We start from the raw sequence: 17,585 nt of genomic DNA, 5'->3' as shown, positions 1-17,585 counted from the left end.
GGAACGAGCCCATAACGGGATCGCAATCGGATCGCAAATTCTCATCTTACCCATCCCATCCATCCCGGTCCCAATCTCTTCATCCGCGTAATCCGTGCTATCCGCGGTCAGTCAGCCAGAAGCCCGGTACGATGGCCATCCGGGATCGGATCCCACCGGCATTGGGATCAAATCCCCATTCCAATCTTATCCATCCTATCCATCCTGGTCCCAATCTTCTTCATCTGCGTGCATCCCGTTCATCTGTGGTTGAACGGCTGTTCCGAAACCTACCGGCAGATCGCTCCGTGCCCCAAAAGAAAAGGCCGGACGGCACCTGCCGCCCGGCCTCTTCATTAAACCGATTCAGGGCTTCAGGACGTAGCCTTGGATCTTGTAGCTGCGGCTTCCGTAGCCGCCGATGTAGTTGGAATCGTTGATCGTCAGCGCCGTGTAGAGCGTCGTCCATGTGGCGTCGCTGAAGCGCGTATTCAGGTTGATCCGGGAATAGGTGCCCGTGCCGGTGGGCTGCCAGAGGGATGCGGCATTGGTGTGGCTCCCCACGATCAGCCCGAAGTTGTTGATGTCCTCGAACTGGCAGTCCTGGTGCACATACTGCGTGTATTGCCCGTTCGCATCGGGAATCCACACGCTGCCATACATCGTCGAGTTGGCGATTCCCCAGCCGACCACGACGCCGGCATCATTGATGGCCCGGGCCATGACACTCGAGGCGATCGAATTCGGCAGATACTGGGCGGTATAGCCTCCGGGACCTCGAGTCCAAATCAGCGGACCATTGAAGGTATTACCGCATACCGTGCCCGCCGCATTGATGTCCTGCGCGTAGGAACTGTAGTAAGCCGGGGTGGTATCGGGTAGGAAAGTCGGCACTCCCGCTTCCCACACGGCCGGTTTCATGGCGTACTGAAGCACTCGGATCCGCGGACCGCCGGGCGGGGCTTGGACGACAGTGCTGGTTTTCACGTCGCCGCAGACCAGGCCATGGACGTTCACCGAGCTGGGCATCGCGTCGTGCGCCGAGATCTGCCACGGCGTGGCACCGCGATGATACCACAGCGAGTAGAAGCGCGGATTGTTCACCCCATCCCGGGTCACGCCGTCCCACGTGCGCCCGACCGCGTAGTGACGGTCGTTGCCTCGGTTGATCACGGGCGTGTTGCCGGCGGCATAGATTCCCAGATCGTGCATGGTATTCTGGTAAAGCTCGAATACGCCGTCATGCGCACCGCCTTGTGCCATGCCGTAGGCGGCTTGGTTGTTGTTCACGGTGTAGACTTGGCCGTAGTTCGAACCGAAGCCGGTGCTCGGATTCGCCGGATCCACGAAGCGGGTGAGCGCGAAGGTCGGCGGGATCGGGATGGAGGTCGCTTGGGGCGATACGTCCAGCGCGTTGGCACGACCGGTCCGGCCGTTGCGCCAGCTGGTCCAGCCGCGGGGTTCTACGGCATCGTTGCCGTGGAAGGCATGCAGGCCCACGGCGTTCGAGTTCACGTAGATGCTGCCATCCGGTCCGAGGGCCGGTGAGGACGCGATCACACCGTTACTCACATAGGGTACTTCGGCCAGGAAGCTGGAGCCCAGATCCTTAAGGAAGTGTACCCGTCCGTCTTCGGCTGCCAGGACGATGTTACTTTGGATCGAGAGAACCGCCGGGCCGTTGAATGCGGTGCTGGTGGCGCTTTGGTAGTTCCACACCGGCGTGAAGCTGGCATTGCCGGAGCCATCATAGCTGAGTTGGAGCTTGTGGAAGACACCGTCCGTGCTGCCCACGAAAACCGCGTTGGAGGGCGAGACGATCGGTGTCGCCTTGATCCCGGCTGAGTTTGGTTCGATCCATTGCCCCTTCACCGCGAGGGTGGGGGAGAGCACGGTCAAAGTTCCGTTGTAATTGTATTCCGTGTAGGTCGAGACCAGCAGGTTGCCGTCGGCCAGAACCACCGGGGAGCCTCCCGCCTGATCGCTGGCGAGCTGCACCTGATGCACGGTTGCCCCGGTGGCGGTGTTCACCGCGATGACATGCAGGGGATCACCGTAGCTGGCCGGATCGCTGATGAGATAGAGCAGCCCGTTGCGGCCGATGACGGGGGATGAGACCACATCATGGGCGAGGCTAGCGTCCACGGTGACCGGTGCCCACAGCTCGGTGCCGGAGGGCGAAAGCCCGTAGAGCTTGTTGTTGTCATCCACGAAGTAGGAGTTGCCCGCGCTATCCAGGGCAATGGAGCTCCGCGATACCGTCAGGGTGGAGTTTGTGTTCGAGGGGTAGCGCCACAGCCGGACCCCGTCGGATGCGGAGGCATGTTTGTAGGCCACGCAGTACACCGCGTCGCCCAGTGCCAGCACCCGGCCCCCGTGTGCCAGGGTCACGGAAGAGGCGGGCACATCGTAGAGCGTCCCGATCGCCGCCGGGAAACCCGTGGCCAGCGTGCCATTTGGCTTCACTCCCAGCAGGTGCAGCGTGTTGCTGTCCACCGCGGGCAGGAAGATCGTGCCGTCCGGTGCCACCACCGGGGAGCCGAAGCCGTAAAGGCCGTTCGTGCTCGATATCCCCAGGGAGTCGAAGTCCGCGACCTACTTCAGGGGATTGGGATGCGCGATGGTGATCGGCGCGGTATCGCCGGAAGGAACGATCGGCGCATTTCCCCGCGCCAAGGCGCTGTTGTAGTAGGTCCCGGAGATTGGAGACACCGTGACGTTGAAGTTCAGTTGCGCGCTTCCGAGTGCCGGGATCACGAAAGGTCCGGTCCAGGTCAGGGTGCGGCCGCTCACGCTCGGGTTGGCCGTCGTGATCCCCGTGGTCGAACCGGCCGTGTAGGTGAAGCCGGCCGGCAGGAAATCCTCGATCTCGGTGAGGGTGTGCGCCGTGTTCGCCTGGTTGGTGAGCGTGATGGTATATGCGTTCGCTCCACCGGGTGAACTGGTGGGATTGGCTGCGGTCTTGGTCACCACCACCGGATCGCCGACCTGGAAGCTGTCGGTCCGGATCATGACCCACGAGTCGAATTGCTGGTCGGTGGTATCTGCGATGGCGAAGCGGACGTGGTTCACCACGTTCGGCGTGACCGTCGCGGTCGCGGTCAGGACCTTGGTGAAGCCGTCGGCCTCCAGTTGGTGGGACGTCTGCCGGAACGGCGGATCGAAGGGATCGTTGTTCTGATAGAGCTGGACGTTCTGGTTGAAGTTCACGGTGTTGATGGTGACCGGATCACCGTTCGGGCCGACCAGCGCGCAGTTCACCCCGTTGACGAAGAAGCCGAAGACGTCGTTGTATGAAGATCCGACGAATTCGTTGTATTCTTCCGACGCGAAGACAAAGTCGAAGGAGACCCGGTCGTCGTTCGGAATGAAATCGAACTCCAGGACGATGGCGTCTTGGGTCGAGTAGGGAGCGGCAATGCCATCCAGATCGGCATCGCCGGGCAGGCCGAGCGTGTCGGTGGTGGATGGCGACTGGTTGACGGTGGAGCTGATATTTGCGGCGGATCCGGAGGATAGGATCACTCCCGTGCCGAAGCCGATGATTGCGTTTCCGCCCGTGAACTTGCCGGCGGCCGCGGTCGCTCCGGGTTGGTTGAACTGGACGTTGCTGATCGTCATTCCGTTCCCCGCGATTTCTTGGGCGAGCGCCTGCGGGGTCAGGGTGGAGAGGTCGGTTACTTGGATCTGTCCCGACGCCGGCGGGCTGCCCCACAGCGTGGCGGAGCAGCATGTCAGCAGGACATTCCTGAACCTGATGGCTGAGTGTGATTTCATGGAGGTATTGTTCGAGTGATGGTCGATGTATCATCACTCGTTGTTAGGACTAACCATCGAGTTGGGTCGGTCGAGTTATTTTTAGTTACTATGAAGAGATATGCCGTTTTTGGGTAGAGATGTCTTAAATTGGGGTGCGTTTGGGTAATCGCCTGCGTTTGGTCGGCGCTTCCGGCGGAGCCAAGCCCCGGATTCCGGATTTCCGTCGGAACTGTTCTATTGAACATTTCACCGTTTAAGCCTAGCTTGCCCGGGTGGCCACCCCGGTGATCGAGGATTTGCGCAGGCAACTGCGGGAGAAATTCCCGCAGGCCCATGCACCTGTCCTGATGGCTACGGAGGAGCAACCGGACGAGGGCCAGCCCTTCGATCCTGGCTTCTTCCCGCCGGGGATGATCTCGGAAGTTGTCGGTTCGGGGGTAGGCTTGCTGGTGGCTGGCTTGCTCGGTGAGCCTGAGGAGCTTGCGGCGCTTCCGGACTTCATTCTGGTGGATGGCGGCGATCATTTCGACCCCGCTTCCTTCACGCCTCAGGCCTGCTCACGGCTGGTGTGGGTGCGCTGTCTCAGCGCGGAGGAAATGCTGAAATCCACCGACCTGTTGGTGCGGGACGGGAACATTCCTTTCATCCTGCTGGATACCTGCGGGATTGCCAGCCGCGAGCTGCGCGCCATTCCGTCTTCCGCCTGGTGGCGGTTGAAGCTGGCCGCCGCCACCGGGAGCTGCCGCCTGGTGGTGATGTCGCCCTTCGCCCAAGTGCCCTGCGCCGGGGTCCGGCTGAGCCTGAATGCAAAGCTGGGGCTGGCGGATTTCGAACTGCCGCGCCGCGATCTGATTGCGCGCCTGCGCATGGTTCCGGAGCGCATGAAAAAGACCCGATGAGTTATGTTTGCCGCGCTCCATCTCCCGGATCTCTCGATCATGGCGGCACTGCGGGCGTTCCCGGCAGGGCGGGGGAGACCCTGCGCCGTGCTGGAGGCGGATGTGGATCCGGACGCCATCATGGAAAAGGTCGGCCTGCGCTTGCAGACGGTGAACGATCTGGCCCGGAACACCGGCATCGGCCCGGGCTGGCCCTTGAACCGCGCCTTGGTCCGCTGTCCGGATTTGCAGGTGCTCGCGCCGCACCCGCCGGGGGAGGCGGAGCTGCTGCGGGAAATGGTCGCGGGTGCGGAGAGCATCTCGCCTGATCTGGAGATCGTGAGTCGGGATACGATCCTGCTGGATCTCTCCCGCACATCATCCCGCCATGCCTCCCGGCTGGGGGAGCTGGAAGTGGCGGATGCCTTTGTCTATCACACCCGGGCGGTCACTCCGGATCTGGCCCGGCTCGCGGTGCGCCACGAAAGCTGTCACGGGCGCATGGTGGCAGCCGCGGAGATTTCGGTCTTGCCCCTGTCGCTCCTCGCCTTCTTGCCGGAGGGTGAGGGCTTCCTGCCGCTGCTGAAGGATTGGGGGCTCTCCACCTTGGGCGATTTCATGAAGCTGCCGCGCCAGGAGTTGACCGCGCGCCTGGGTCCCGGCTCCGGAGCATGGCATGATCTCCTGCATGGCAAGAGATGCCGCTTGCTCCGCCTCCATCGTCCTCCGGAGACCTTGGCCCAGACCTTGGATTTCGAGGAATCGGTGACGGCCACGGAACCCTTGGTCTTCGCCTTCAAGCGGCTCTTTCACTCGCTCTCCGCCCGCCTCGCCGCGCGTCACGTGGCGGTGAAGCTGCTGAAGATCGTATTCCATCTGGAGAAGGGTGCCTCCCTGCACCGCGAGATCCGCCTGCCCGAACCCCGGGTGGAAGAGTCCGAATTGCTCCGACCCGTCCAGGTTCTGTTAGATTCCATCAAGACCGGCAGCGGCATCACGGCCATCACCTTGGATGTCGAGACGGCACTCCCCACCGCCGCTCAGCGCGATTGGTTCATCCGCCAGCTCCCGCAGCCGGAGCGCTGGACCGATACCCTTGCCCAGCTCGAGGCCCTGTTAGGCTCCGGAAAAGTCGGCATCCCCCTGCCGCCGGCAAGCCACCGCCCGGATGACTTCAAGCTGCGCTCCGCCGATGCGGGGCCTACCGCCATCCCCGCAGGCATCTTCTTGCCTTCCTGCTCCCTGCCCCTGCGCCGTCTCCGCCCCGCCACCCCCGTGATGGTCGCCGCGGATGCCGATCCCCGCCAGCCTCGTCCCCTGGCCCTCTTGACCGGCCCCTATCGCGGCCAAGTGATGGAAACCCGAGGACCCTTCCGCCACTCCGGCCACTGGTGGGACCCCGATACCTCATGGCAACGCATCGAATGGGACGTGCTCCTCCCCGGCGATCACCTCCTCCGCCTCGCCTTCACCCCGCCGGACAGCTGGCTCATCGACGGCTTCTACCAGTGATGTCCCGCGAACTTCCATTCAGCGAATTCCACGCCCGCTCCGCCTTCTCCTTCCTCCGCGGCGCGAGCGATCCCGAAGTCCTCATGGAACGCGCCGCGCAGATCGGCCTCGGCACCATCGCCATCACTGATCACGAAGGCTTCTACGGCTCCGCCCGCGCCTATCATGAAGCGAGGAAAAGGGGCCTCCGCGCCATCACCGGCGCTACCCTCGAAATCGATGGAGCCCATATCCCGGTCATCTGCGCCACCCGCCAAGGCTACCAGACGCTCTCCCGCCATCTCACCAACCGCCACCTGAAGGAGATCGTGAGCCACGGCGCGCTGAACCAAGGCGACCTCATTGCTCTAACAGGTGATCGCGAGGGTCCCGTCATCCGCCACTTGCTCCGCGACGACCGCGAGGCCGCCCTGCTCGCCGCCCGCGCCCTCATCCACACCTTCGGCCACCGGAACCTCTACGTCGAGATCCTCCGCCACGGCCTGCGCGACGACGCCAAGCTTAACCGCCAGCTCGTTGATCTCGCCCGCCACCTCCGCCTCCCCCTCCTCGCCAGCAACGCCCCCCTCTATGCCGCCCGCGAGAACCGCCTGCTGGCCGACGCCTTCACCTGCCTCCGCCATCACACCTCCCTCGATGCCGCGGGCCTTCTGTTAGAGCCGAACGGAGAACGCCACCTCAAGTCCCCCCGCCAAATGACCGCACTCTTCGCCGACCTCCGCGAAGCCCTGGAAAACACCTTGGAGCTGTCCGAACGAATCGACTTCACCCTGGAGAATCTCGGCTACGAGTTCCCCTCGCTTCCCGATGAAAACGGAAAGATGATGAATCTCTCCGAGCAAACGGAATACTTGAAGCGGCAGTGCGAGTTGGGAGTTGTCGAAAAGTATCGCGAAGTCACTCAGGACATCCGCGACAAGATCGCAAAAGAGATCGACCTCATCGGACGCCTCGAACTCTCCGGCTACTTCCTCATCGTTCAGGACATCGTCAAATTCGCACGAAGCCAGGGAATCCTCTGCCAAGGCCGCGCGACGACACCGCTACGCCCCCCACTCCGGAAGAGATCGAAGCCGAACGCCAGGAAGTCTTCGAAGGCCAGATGGCCAACCTCCTCCCGCCATCCCATCCGCGTCTCCTGGCCCTGAACAAACTGTATCACGCCGTCCTCGGCCTTCCACGCCACCTCGGCCAACACTCCGGCGGCATCGTCATCTGCAACCATAGCCTCGATGAAGTCGTGCCCATCCAGCCTGCCAGCATGCCGGACCGCACCATTGTCCAGTGGGACAAGGACGACTGCGAGGACCTCGGCTTGGTGAAGATCGATCTGTTAGGCCTCGGCATGCTCGCCGCCATGGAGAACATGATCGAGATCCGCCGCCGCACTGAGAAAGATTTCGATCTCACCAAGATCGACCTGGAAGACAAAGCCATATACGGAATGCTCCACAGGTCGGATACTTTGGGGACCTTCCAGGTTGAATCGAGGGCTCAGATGGCAACCTTGTCGATTCTGCGGCCTAACAACTTCTATGAGGTTGCAATTCAAGTCGCCATTGTGAGGCCGGGGCCCATCGTCGGCGGACTTCTCCATCCTTATTTGAGAAGAAGGAACGGGCAGGAGAAAGTAGACCTGATTGATCATCGCTTCAATAAGGTCTTGGAGCGCACCTTGGGTGTTCCCCTCTTTCAGGAGCAAGTGCTCAAGATGGCTGAGATCATTGCTGGGTTTACCGGTAATGAGGCCGCTCAACTCAGAAAGGCGATGTCCTTCAATCGCTCCGATAAAAGAATGGAGGAAGTGAAGGGAAAGCTTCGAGACAGGATGAATGAGCGCAACGTCAGCCAGGAGGTGCAGGACAAGGTGGTCCATGCAGTGGGTAACTTCTCACTCTATGGCTTCCCGGAGAGCCACGCTTTGTCCTTTGCTGCCATCGCTTATTGGTCCTGCTGGTTCAGATTCTACGAACCCGCCGCTTTCTACACCGGCCTGCTCAATAATCAGCCCATGGGCTTCTACTCGGCCCACACGCTGATCCAGGATGCCAAGCGCCGGGGGATCAGGATGCTGCCGGTTTCATGTGTTCATAGCCTCTTGGTCACGGAGCTTGTGGATCAGGATGCCATCCGCCTCGGCCTCCATCGCCTCCGCGGCATTTCTGCGGAAACCCGGGAACGCATCATCACCGAAAGGGACAAGCAACCCTTCTCCTCCCTCCCGGACTTCCTCGCCCGCGTTGCGCCAAATGCCAAGGAACGCCGCATCCTCGCCAAGTCTGGTGCCCTCAACGACCTCCCCAAGATCGCCCACCGCCGCGATGCCATGTGGCAAGTCGAGCTACCGCTCTATGGCGACTTGTTAGAGAGCCGCGATGAAACCGCCGCCGCAGTCCTGCCCGCCATGAGCATCCACGAGCGCCTCGCCTCCGATCTCTCCATCCAAGGCGCTTCCACCGGCCCGCACCCCATGACGCTCTGGCGCCGCAGCCACCCGGAATGGCGGCTCACCAATGCCCGAGAACTCCAGACCTTGTCTCACGGCGTGCCCGCCAGGGTAGGGGGGCTCGTCATCTGTCGCCAGCGCCCCGGCACTGCAAAGGGCCACTGCTTCATCTCGCTCGAAGACGAAACCGGTATCTCGAATCTCTTCGTGAAGAAGGAGAACTTCCAGCGCCAGCGCATGGTCATCGTCAGCGAACCCTTCCTCATGGCCACGGGTCGCGTCCAGATTGCCGAGGGCGGGCAACGCACCATCTTCGTCGAGGACGTGTTTCCTCTTCCCGGCGCCGAGCCCGTCCACGCCGCGGACTCCCATGATTTCCATTAGAGCGCACCGGCAAGAATTCCTTTGAGGAATGGAATCGTGCCTCTAGATTACTTAATATGGCCGAACAACTTTTACTCCCCGGGATGGGAGCTCCGGGCGCGAGCCCGTCGATCGACAACCTCTTCGTCGCCGTCTTTCCCGGTGCGGAGGATGCCAAGCGGCTGTCCAATCTCGGGATCGGTTTAAAGGACTTGCTAGGCGTCCAAGGCAAGCTCCTCCCGGAAGACCATCTGCATGTCACCCTCTATCATGTCGGCACCTATCGCGACGCCCTGCCGGATGCCCATGTCGCGGCAGCCAAGCGAGCTTGCCATGCCGCCGCCGCGCTCTCGCATCCGTTTGATCTCTCCCTGAATCAGGCGTTCACCTATCGGGGTGCCAGAGCGCTTCCTTTCGTGCTCAGAAACACCAACAAGGACACGGCCCTCCACACCTTTCAGGAAGCCCTCGTCATCGAGTTCGCCAAGCAAGGCTTCCGCGTCGGCAAGAATTCCAGCTTCGATCCCCACGTCACCTTGGCCTATGCCAAGGAACCCGTCCCCGAGGTCTCTATCGATCCCATCGGCTGGATGGTGAATGAGCTCGTGCTCATCCGGAGCATGGTCGGTCAAACCAAGTATCAGATCCTCGGCCGCTGGTCACTCGCCGGCTAAGGGCCAAAGAAGATGGATCAGGATCAAGTCCTCATCCATCTTGGTCCCAACTCTCTTCATCCGCGTCATCCGTGTAATCCGCGGTCAACCAGCCCGCAGCCAGATACGACGGCTACCCGGCAACAAGCCTCAGATTGAAGCCACCCCTCACTGCGCCCCCTTCAGCTTCGGATCATCTAGATCCAGCCGGTAGAGGATCTGGTTGTAGTTATAGCGCGGCGTCGGCTGCGGCTTGTCGGCGAATTCCGCCGTGTAAGTCCCCTCGAAGACGATGAAGCTCGCCTTCTCCGGAGTCAGCTCCGCATGGATCTTCGGATTATAGAAGGTGTAGTTGTCATGCGTCAGCACCTTCACCGCCTTGCCCCAGGGGCCCATCGGTGAATCCGCCTCCGCATACCAGATCTCTCCGAAGGTCGAGGGCTTGCCATAGGTCTGCGTGAAGATGCTGATCCACTTCTTGCGGAAGGGGCTCCACACCACCGAGCCACGGTGCGGCTTCACCTCTGAGCCGTCTTCGGCAGAGCGTGGCGCTGCGGCTTCTTCCACCTTCTCCCACGCCGCCGGGTCGCTCCAGGCCTCATAGCTCGCCTCGCAGCGCGCTTCCGGGAAGGGATCGCCGAAGAGCAGCCACTCCTCGCCTGCGGCATCTTTCCAGGTAAAGGGATGCCCGCGCGGCAGCAGCGGCTTCTTGCCGTCGCCGTCCTTCCAAACCACCTTCACCTTCTCGAATTCGCTCTTCTTCTCGTCCCAGCGGCACAGGCCCACCTCGTATTCATCGAGATGGTTTTTGATCTTCGAGTAGAGCGCCACCAGTTGTGGCTTCCCTCCCTTGTCCGGCACGCTTGTCATCCCGCCCAGCCAGGTCGGTCCGTCTCCCGGCATCTTAGCCACCCCGCGGGCCCGGCCCTTGTCATCGCGGAAGAGCGTGTAGGGCATCGCGATCGGCGGCTTGAATTCCTTTAGCGGCTGCAGTTCGGTCAGCGCCGCCGTTGAGTCGAAGATCCCCAGCGGATAGTTCGGCATTGTCGTATCGCCCCAGAGCCAGAAGAGCTTCGAGCCGTGCTTCGCCATCAGCACCGAGTCGCAGCCATAGACTCCCGTCTCCGGCAGCGGAGCCTTGATCCCCAGCTTCCCGCTCTCCGCGAATTGCCCGGCACCCGTCACGCGTCCCAGCCGCTTCGCCACATTGCTCCGCTCGACTTCGATCCGCACCTTTCCACCCGCCTTCGGCGTGACCCGCACCCCTTGGAAGCCGAAGCCATCCTTCGGCACCCCGTAGCCATGTCCCTTCACATGCAGGTACACCTCGCGGTCGAAGAGGTCGTTATCCTCCAGCGCCACCAGCCCCGCGTTATCCGTCACATACCGCGCCTCGTGCGTCGTCCGCAGCTCCACCATCGGCACCGGCCAGCCGTTCTCTTTGTCGACCACTTCGATCCGGCACGGTTCCGCCGCACAGGCCAAGCCTGTCAGGGTGAGAAGGAATGAAACGCGTTTCATGGGCGCTGCATCAACGTGCCGCGGCGCCCCATTCAATCAGCGGATTTCATTTCTTCGCGACATCAATCCTTCACACAGCGGAAGCCCGTGTGATTGGTCGGGGACTCCGTATCCTGCGAGTGCCGCGCCGCAGGGCGGTAGCGCATGCAGTAGGAAACGTGGCATAGGAAGGACCCTCCCTTCGTCACCCGGTGGATCTTCCCGTCGCCCTTCAGGCCCGTATCGCGGTTCACCCATTGCGCCGGTCCTTGCGGATTGTCCGGGTCGCATTGCGTGAAGTAGTTCGGGTCGTAGAGATCGTTGCAGATCTCCCACACGTTCCCCGCCATGTCGTAAAGACCGTAGCCGTTCGGTGCGAAGGTCTTCACCGGTGCGGAGCCGGTGTATCCATCGTCGCCGGTATTTTTGTTAGGGAATTCGCCTTGCCACGTGTTGGCCATCCATTGGCCGCCCGGCTTCAGCTCGTCGCCCCAAGAGTAGATCTTGTCCACTAGCCCGCCCCGCGCCGCGAATTCCCACTCGGCCTCGGTCGGCAGTCGCTTGCCGGCCCACTTCGCATAGGCGCTCGCATCCTCGTACGTCACGCATACCACGGGGTGGCTCTCCTTGCCCTCGATGCTCGTGCCTTCCCCCGCAGGGTGGCGCCAGTTGGCCTTAGGGTCCCAGCGCCACCATTCCAGCGCACGACCCGCTTCGTTCGGGTTGCCCTCCACATGCGCGTCCTCACGAAAGACGATCGCCCCGTTCGCCAGATCGCCCGGCGGCAGGTTCGCCCTCGCTTCGGGGGGGAAGTCCTCCGCCTTCACCACCCGCTCCGCGAAGGTGATGTAGTTCGTCGCCTTCACGAATTCCGCGAACTGCGCGTTCGTCACCTCCGTCTCGTCCACCCAGAAGGGTTTCACGCTCACCTCGTGCGCCGGGGCTTCCTCGGGGAATTCCTTGCGCCCGTAGGGCGTGTCGAAGGGGCCGTCATGCCCCATCTTGTAGCTACCGCCCGCCAGCTTCACCATTCCCTCCTTGCGCTCCAGTCCGGGGACTTGGGCCGGCGCGGCAGGCTTCTCCGCCGCGGCGGGAGCGGGGGACTTCTCCTTCCCGCAGGAAGGCAGCAGGGCGAGAAGAATCAGATACCGCTTCATGGGATGCAAAGGCCGGGCCGGAGATTGGACGCCCGGAAAGCGACGGGCACGAAGTATTTTATTCCAAGATTCGCGACAGCCCCGCCACCCGCGCGGATTCGGCCCATCCCTCCCTCGGATTCGCAAATGAATCCTGCCCCCCGTTCATCGCGGTTAACCGGCAATCCCCCGGCTATCCGCACTCCCTTCTCTCCCTTCCCTCCTGTTCAAAAATCCCCCAACGGCACCGCAATCAAATCCCCATTCCCATCCCACCCATCCCGGTCCCCAATCTTCTTCATCTGCGTGCATCCCGTTCATCTGCGGTTGAACGGCTGTTCCCAAAACCCACCCGTAAATCCTCCCCCTTTAAACACCCCCGAACAAAAATTTCGCGAAACCAACCCACCCGCAGACGGTTCATTGTAAAGGCGGTGTTTTTCCTTGGCAAAACTTCACGGTATTCCTCGACCGGAAGGAAAGTCCGCTGAAAATAGGGTATGGCCCAAGCGATCATCGATCCCGAGGAAGTCAGGCGTTTCGCCGCAGAGCTGAAGCGCTTCAATAACGAGGTGCGGGAGCGCACCACCTCGCTCATGTCCCGCTTCTCCGCGCTGGGCGATTCTTGGCAGGATCAGGAGCACGAGAAGTTCTCCGCCGAGTTCCTCCAGATGATGAAGACCATGAAGCGCTTCATCGAGCTTTCCGATCAGCACACGCCCTACCTGCTCAGGAAGGCGGAGCGCATCCAGCAGTACCTCGACCAACGCTGAAACCCGCCCATGGACTCCCAGGCACGAGTCGGATCGATCGACGCCATCGAGGCGTTCCGCGCCACTTTGATTCGCTTTGCCGAGCGTTCTCGCCGTGCTTTGGACGACGTCACCGGGGAGGTGAAGCGGACCCGCGGCTGGCTGGAGAGCGAGCAGCGCCAGAAGTGGGAAGGGGAGTATCGCCGCCGTGCCCGGGCCTTGGAGCAGGCGGAGCAGGAGCTCTTCAGCGCCCGCCTCTCCTCCCTCCGGCAGGACAAGTCGGTCCAGCAGCTCGCCGTGAAGAAGGCCCGCCGCGCGCTGGTGGAGGCGGAGGAAAAGCTCGCCGTGCTGAAGCGCTGGCGGCAGGCCTATGATGCGCGCGTGGAGGCGCTGGCCAAGCAGTTGGAAAGCCTCCAGGAGACACTCTCCCGCCAGGTGCCGCATGGCGTCGTCTTTCTGGGGAATGCGGTCCGCCACCTTCAGGATTACGCCGGGGTCAGCGCCGCGCCGCGTCCCGCCCCCTCCACCGCTACGGAAGAAAGGAGCGAGCCATGAGCCTCGGTGGCAGCAAATCCCTGCTCAATGAATCCACCCGCGAATTGTTCGCCCGCTGGGAGGATGCCAAGATGAGCTGGCGGGACACCAAGGCACTGGAGTTCGAGAAGGAATATCTCGCCTCCTTGCCTCAAGCGGTTGCCAATGCCACCCGGATCATCGAAGAACTCGACCTCGCCCTAGCCAAGATTCATGCCGACTGTGAATGACCCGCTCCATCCCGACCGAATCCGCCAGCTCCTTGAGGAAATCCAGGAGCGCGTTTCCTCCGTGTCGGGCCGGGAGGCCGCGTTGAATCGCACCCATGCGGCCGCCTTGCTGGCCGCCAAGCGGCAGTCCACTTCCCGGAAAGATGCCGGTGTCACCACCCGTGCCGACCGTCTCGCGGCATTGATGGCCGCGAACAACGAGGAGCAGGCCCGCGTCACGGCGAAGTACTATGCGCGCCGTCAGTGGATCGCTACCGCTGCCCAAGCCGCCCACAGCAGCCTGGCCGGGCGCATCCGCGAGGCAAAGGACCGGCAGGTCGGCCGCCGTCAGGCGGAGGCTCACCGGCTCAAGCAGGATGCGAAGGAGACTTGGGACCGCGCGCGTCAGGATCATCGCGAGTTCTCGGATCTGGTCTCTACGGACTCGGACCGCATCCTCGCCATGTCCCGCGGCGCGCTTGGAATGCTCTGGGCCTACCGGCCTCTTTTTAGCGGCTTGCTGAGGAAGGGTCGCTTGAGCGGCGCGCGGGCGGCGGAGGGCTCGGATCGCGAGCTGTTGCGTTCACGAGGGCTTGAGAAGATCGGGGAAGCGGATGCTCGTTATTCGAATCTGAAGGGTATCGGCTGGCGCTTGCTCGGTCTTCTTCCGGTGCTGTGCGTCTTGCTGGTGATCTCTTCGTTTTTTGTCGGCTCGATTGATCAGGCCAAGGTGACCCAAGCGACGATTGCGATCGCGGCGGGCGCCTACGTATTGTCAGCTCTCTTGCTTTGGATTCCCTCGCGCGGTCTCGCCAGGTCGCTGCAGGAAGCCCGCCTCGCGGGCAGAGCCGCCATCACGGCTTCCGAAACCGCGGTCGAGGATCTCGGCAATGAACTGCGTAGGGGCATCGCCGAACAGAGCGAGGGCCTGAGCGAGACCATGCGCTTCACCGATGAAGAAGCCCAAGAGCTGATGAAGCAGGGCCGCCGCAAGATCGAGGAGCAGTCGGCCCGCCTGCCCGCGAAGGCGGACGCACTCAATCGCCGCCAGCTTGAGAAGGTGGCTTATGATCTACAGTCCGGATTGGCGCAGCTGGATCGCTTGAATAGCGGCGATGAGTCATTCCGTGAAACCGAACACACGCGCATGATTGGCGAGGCGGATACTGTCCGCCGCGAGGGCCTGGATCAGCTCGGGCGCGAGTGGGATGAGCAGGTGAAGCCTCTCCACGCGGATCTCGTTTCGCTTCAGGCCTTGGCCCGGCAACGTTTTCCGGAGTGGCAGGAGTCTTGGATCGGCACTTGGGTACCACCGCAGGAATCCGAGTCCGTGGTTCCCTTCGGTAGCCTGCGAGTTTCCCTGCCCGACTTGGCCGGAGGCATGCCGGAGAGCACCCGCTTCAAGCTCGATGGTCCGGTGGAGTTCGACCTTCCCCTCGCGCTCGGATTGCCGCAGCGCGGCTCCTTGCTTGTCGATGGAGACGCGGCGTCCGCCGCAACCGCGATCAACGAGATCGTGCTGCGCGTGCTATCGGTTCATCCGGCAGGCCGCGCGACCTTTACACTCATCGATCCCGTCGGGCTGGGTAAGGACTTCGCCGGGCTCATGCATCTTGGCGACTATGAGGAGAGCTTGATCCAAGGACGCATCTGGACCCAGACGACCCAGATTGAGGAACGCCTCGCCGAGATCAACGAGCACATCGAGAAGGTCATCCAGATGTACCTCCGGAACGAGTACGCCACGCTGGATGAATACAACCGTCAGGCCGGCACCGTCGCGGAGAAGCATCGCTTCGTCGTCATTTCGGGTTTCCCCGCATCTTTCAGCGAAACTGCCCTGAAGCGCCTCCTGAGCATTGCCACCAGCGGTGCCCGCTGTGGGGTCTACCTTCTCATGCACCGCGATCCCCGCCCGGGAACGATCGATCCCGCCCTTGCCGAGGCCTTGGAACGCGCCTGCCTGCGCCTGGAAGGCGACGGCAGCGCTCTGCGTGTCCTCGGCTTGCCCGCAGGGGCCGATTCAATTCGCCTGAATCCGCCCCCGCAGGGTGATCTGGAGACGGCGCTCGTGCACCGGATTGGCAAAGCCAGCGTCGATTCGAATCGCGTCGAGGTTCCCTTCCAGGTCATCGCCCCGCAGGAGAGCGACTGGTGGACGAACACCACCGGAGACGAACTGCGGGTGCCGATCGGTCGCAGTGGCGCGAAGAAGTTCCAGTGGCTCGCGCTCGGCAAGGGCACCCGTCAGCACGCGCTCATTGCGGGTAAGACCGGTTCGGGCAAGTCGACCCTCTTCCACGTGATGATCACGAACCTCGCGCTGCATTGCAGTCCGGATGAGGTGGAGTTCTATCTCGTGGACTTCAAGAAAGGCGTGGAGTTCAAGTGCTATGGCTCCAAGCGCCTGCCGCATGCCCGCGTGGTCGCGATCGAGAGCGATCGCGAGTTCGGTCTCAGCGTGCTTCATCGCGTGGATGACGAACTGCGCCGCCGCGGTGAGCTCTTCCGCAAGCACGGTTCGCAGGATCTCGCCGGATACCGCAAGGCCTCCGGCGAGACCATGCCGCGGACCTTGCTGATGATCGATGAGTTCCAGGAGTTCTTCACCGAGGATGATCCGGTTTCACAATCCGCTTCGCTTTTGTTAGACCGCATCGTCCGTCAGGGCCGCGCCTTCGGGATCCATGTAATCCTCGGCTCCCAGACCCTCGGCGGTGCCTACACCTTGGCCCGCGCCACCCTCGGTCAGATGGTCGTCCGCATCGCGCTGCAGTGCAACGAGGCCGATGCCTATCTTATCATGGATGACGATAACCCGGCACCCCGCCTGCTCACGCGGCCGGGTGAGGGGATCTACAATGACAATGCCGGAGCCTTGGCGGCGAACAGCCCTTTCCAGACCGTCTGGCTATCGGAAGAAGAGCGGAGCCGTCTGCTCGATCAGGTTCACGGGATGGCGCAGGCACGTGGCTTGGAGCAAGGTCCTCTGGTCGTCTTTGAAGGCAATGCCCCCGCCGACTTGGGTTCCAATCAGGAACTGGCGGCGCTCATGGCCCGTCGTCCCGAACAAGCCCCTGCCGAGTTCCGCGCGTGGCTCGGTGAGCCGAACTCGATCAAGGGACCGACCGAGGCGGTCTTCGCCCGTCGTAGCGGCAGTCATCTTCTAGTGGTCGGGCAATCGGACGAGCGCGTGTCACTCGCCCTTTCTCTCGCCACGCTCTCCTTGGCCGCCTCTTGCCCGGCGGAGTCGGCACGCTTCATCGTGCTGGATTCCGGCACCGGTTCCCAGTCCTTGAGCGCACGGCTCCGCGGCATGATCCCGCACGAGCTTGCCGTGGTGGGGCCGACCGCCGCCGCAGGCGTCTTTGCCGATCTCGCTGCCGAGCTTGAGCGTCGGAATGCAGGGGATGGCAGCGGCCCGGAGATCTTCGTGGTCATCCACGGTCTCCAGCGCTTCAAGAAGCTCCGGCAGGAAGATGATTTCCTCTTCGCCATGGATGATGGTCCGGGTGGCCCGAATCCGGCGAAGGTGCTCGCCGATCTCGCGAGCGAGGGTGGTGCCGCGGGCATCCACTTGCTCGCGGGTCTCGATACTTGGAACAACGTCGGCCGCTGGTTGCCGCGCAAGGTGATGGCGGAGTTCGAGATGCGCTTGCTCTTCCAGATGAGCGCGAACGATTCCGCGAACCTCATCGATTCTCCCGCCGCGGGCAGCCTAGGGCTTCACCGCGCACTGCTCTACAATGAGGCCTTGGGCACGGTCGAAACCTTCCGCCCTTACGCCGAGCCCGATCTCGCCTGGTGGGAGGACTTCGCCCGCGCCATGCGGGAGTCCGCCGCCCTTGCCCGCTGAGCCGGCCT

Annotated in this window: 13 protein-coding genes; 9 read left to right on the top strand and 4 right to left on the bottom strand. The window is 62.6% G+C overall.

The features are described from left to right. Positions 1-345 precede the first annotated feature (345 nt). Positions 346-2,511: an outer membrane protein assembly factor BamB family protein gene (locus tag OJ996_RS18245; protein ID WP_264515084.1), complete on the bottom strand. Its 2,166-nt coding sequence runs from the start codon at positions 2,509-2,511 to the stop codon at positions 346-348. Positions 2,512-2,574: 63 nt separating this feature from the next. Continuing rightward, a complete protein-coding gene (locus OJ996_RS18240) occupies positions 2,575-3,756 on the bottom strand; it encodes a choice-of-anchor L domain-containing protein (RefSeq protein ID WP_264515083.1) in 1,182 nt (393 codons plus the stop codon). A gap of 254 nt (positions 3,757-4,010) precedes the next feature. Here OJ996_RS18240 and OJ996_RS18235 point away from each other — a divergent pair, with 254 nt between their 5' ends. The 5 genes from OJ996_RS18235 to OJ996_RS18215 are packed head-to-tail and all read left to right on the top strand — an operon-like array spanning position 4,011 to position 9,611. Next, positions 4,011-4,637 (top strand): hypothetical protein, encoded by a 627-nt coding sequence (locus tag OJ996_RS18235; RefSeq protein ID WP_264515082.1) that lies wholly within the window; start codon positions 4,011-4,013, stop codon positions 4,635-4,637. A gap of 3 nt (positions 4,638-4,640) precedes the next feature. After that, positions 4,641-6,128, top strand: coding sequence for a DNA polymerase Y family protein (locus OJ996_RS18230; RefSeq protein ID WP_264515081.1), 1,488 nt, complete (start codon positions 4,641-4,643; stop codon positions 6,126-6,128). Beyond that, a complete protein-coding gene (locus OJ996_RS18225; protein ID WP_264515080.1) occupies positions 6,128-7,276 on the top strand; it encodes a PHP domain-containing protein in 1,149 nt (382 codons plus the stop codon). Before OJ996_RS18230 ends, OJ996_RS18225 begins: the two co-directional genes overlap by 1 nt. After that, positions 7,231-8,958 carry a helix-hairpin-helix domain-containing protein gene (locus OJ996_RS18220; protein ID WP_264515079.1) on the top strand — a complete coding sequence of 576 codons (1,728 nt, stop codon included), beginning with the start codon at positions 7,231-7,233 and terminating at the stop codon, positions 8,956-8,958. The genes OJ996_RS18225 and OJ996_RS18220 overlap by 46 nt, the downstream gene beginning before the upstream one ends. Before the next feature lie 56 nt (positions 8,959-9,014). Next, on the top strand, positions 9,015-9,611 hold the full coding sequence (locus tag OJ996_RS18215) for a 2'-5' RNA ligase family protein (protein ID WP_264515078.1): 597 nt from the start codon (positions 9,015-9,017) through the stop codon (positions 9,609-9,611). Between the two features lie 147 nt (positions 9,612-9,758). Here the strand turns inward: OJ996_RS18215 and OJ996_RS18210 are convergent, their stop codons facing one another. Together OJ996_RS18210 and OJ996_RS18205 are read right to left on the bottom strand one after the other, a co-directional pair. Continuing rightward, positions 9,759-11,111 (bottom strand): glycoside hydrolase family 183 protein, encoded by a 1,353-nt coding sequence (locus OJ996_RS18210; RefSeq protein ID WP_264515077.1) that lies wholly within the window; start codon positions 11,109-11,111, stop codon positions 9,759-9,761. Positions 11,112-11,173: 62 nt separating this feature from the next. Further along, positions 11,174-12,247 (bottom strand): formylglycine-generating enzyme family protein, encoded by a 1,074-nt coding sequence (locus tag OJ996_RS18205; protein ID WP_264515076.1) that lies wholly within the window; start codon positions 12,245-12,247, stop codon positions 11,174-11,176. Between the two features lie 479 nt (positions 12,248-12,726). On the opposite strand from OJ996_RS18205, the gene OJ996_RS18200 reads away from it, so the two are divergent. Genes OJ996_RS18200 through OJ996_RS18185 form a run of 4 tightly spaced genes read left to right on the top strand, consistent with a single transcriptional unit; the run spans position 12,727 to position 17,577 of the window. Continuing rightward, positions 12,727-12,999, top strand: coding sequence for a WXG100 family type VII secretion target (locus tag OJ996_RS18200; RefSeq protein WP_264515075.1), 273 nt, complete (start codon positions 12,727-12,729; stop codon positions 12,997-12,999). 9 nt (positions 13,000-13,008) lie between these two features. Beyond that, the gene (locus tag OJ996_RS18195; RefSeq protein ID WP_264515074.1) at positions 13,009-13,533 is read left to right on the top strand and encodes a hypothetical protein; all 525 of its coding nucleotides are present in this window, start codon (positions 13,009-13,011) and stop codon (positions 13,531-13,533) included. Beyond that, positions 13,530-13,742: a hypothetical protein gene (locus OJ996_RS18190; protein WP_264515073.1), complete on the top strand. Its 213-nt coding sequence runs from the start codon at positions 13,530-13,532 to the stop codon at positions 13,740-13,742. Before OJ996_RS18195 ends, OJ996_RS18190 begins: the two co-directional genes overlap by 4 nt. Then, complete coding sequence (locus tag OJ996_RS18185; protein WP_264515072.1) at positions 13,726-17,577, top strand: FtsK/SpoIIIE domain-containing protein; 3,852 nt, start codon at positions 13,726-13,728, stop codon at positions 17,575-17,577. The genes OJ996_RS18190 and OJ996_RS18185 overlap by 17 nt, the downstream gene beginning before the upstream one ends. Positions 17,578-17,585: the final 8 nt, after the last annotated feature.

The organism is Luteolibacter rhizosphaerae (assembly GCF_025950095.1).
Taxonomy (GTDB): domain Bacteria; phylum Verrucomicrobiota; class Verrucomicrobiia; order Verrucomicrobiales; family Akkermansiaceae; genus Haloferula; species Haloferula rhizosphaerae.
Note: the sequence above shows the minus strand (reverse complement) of the source record. Positions and strands in the feature narration are given on the sequence as shown.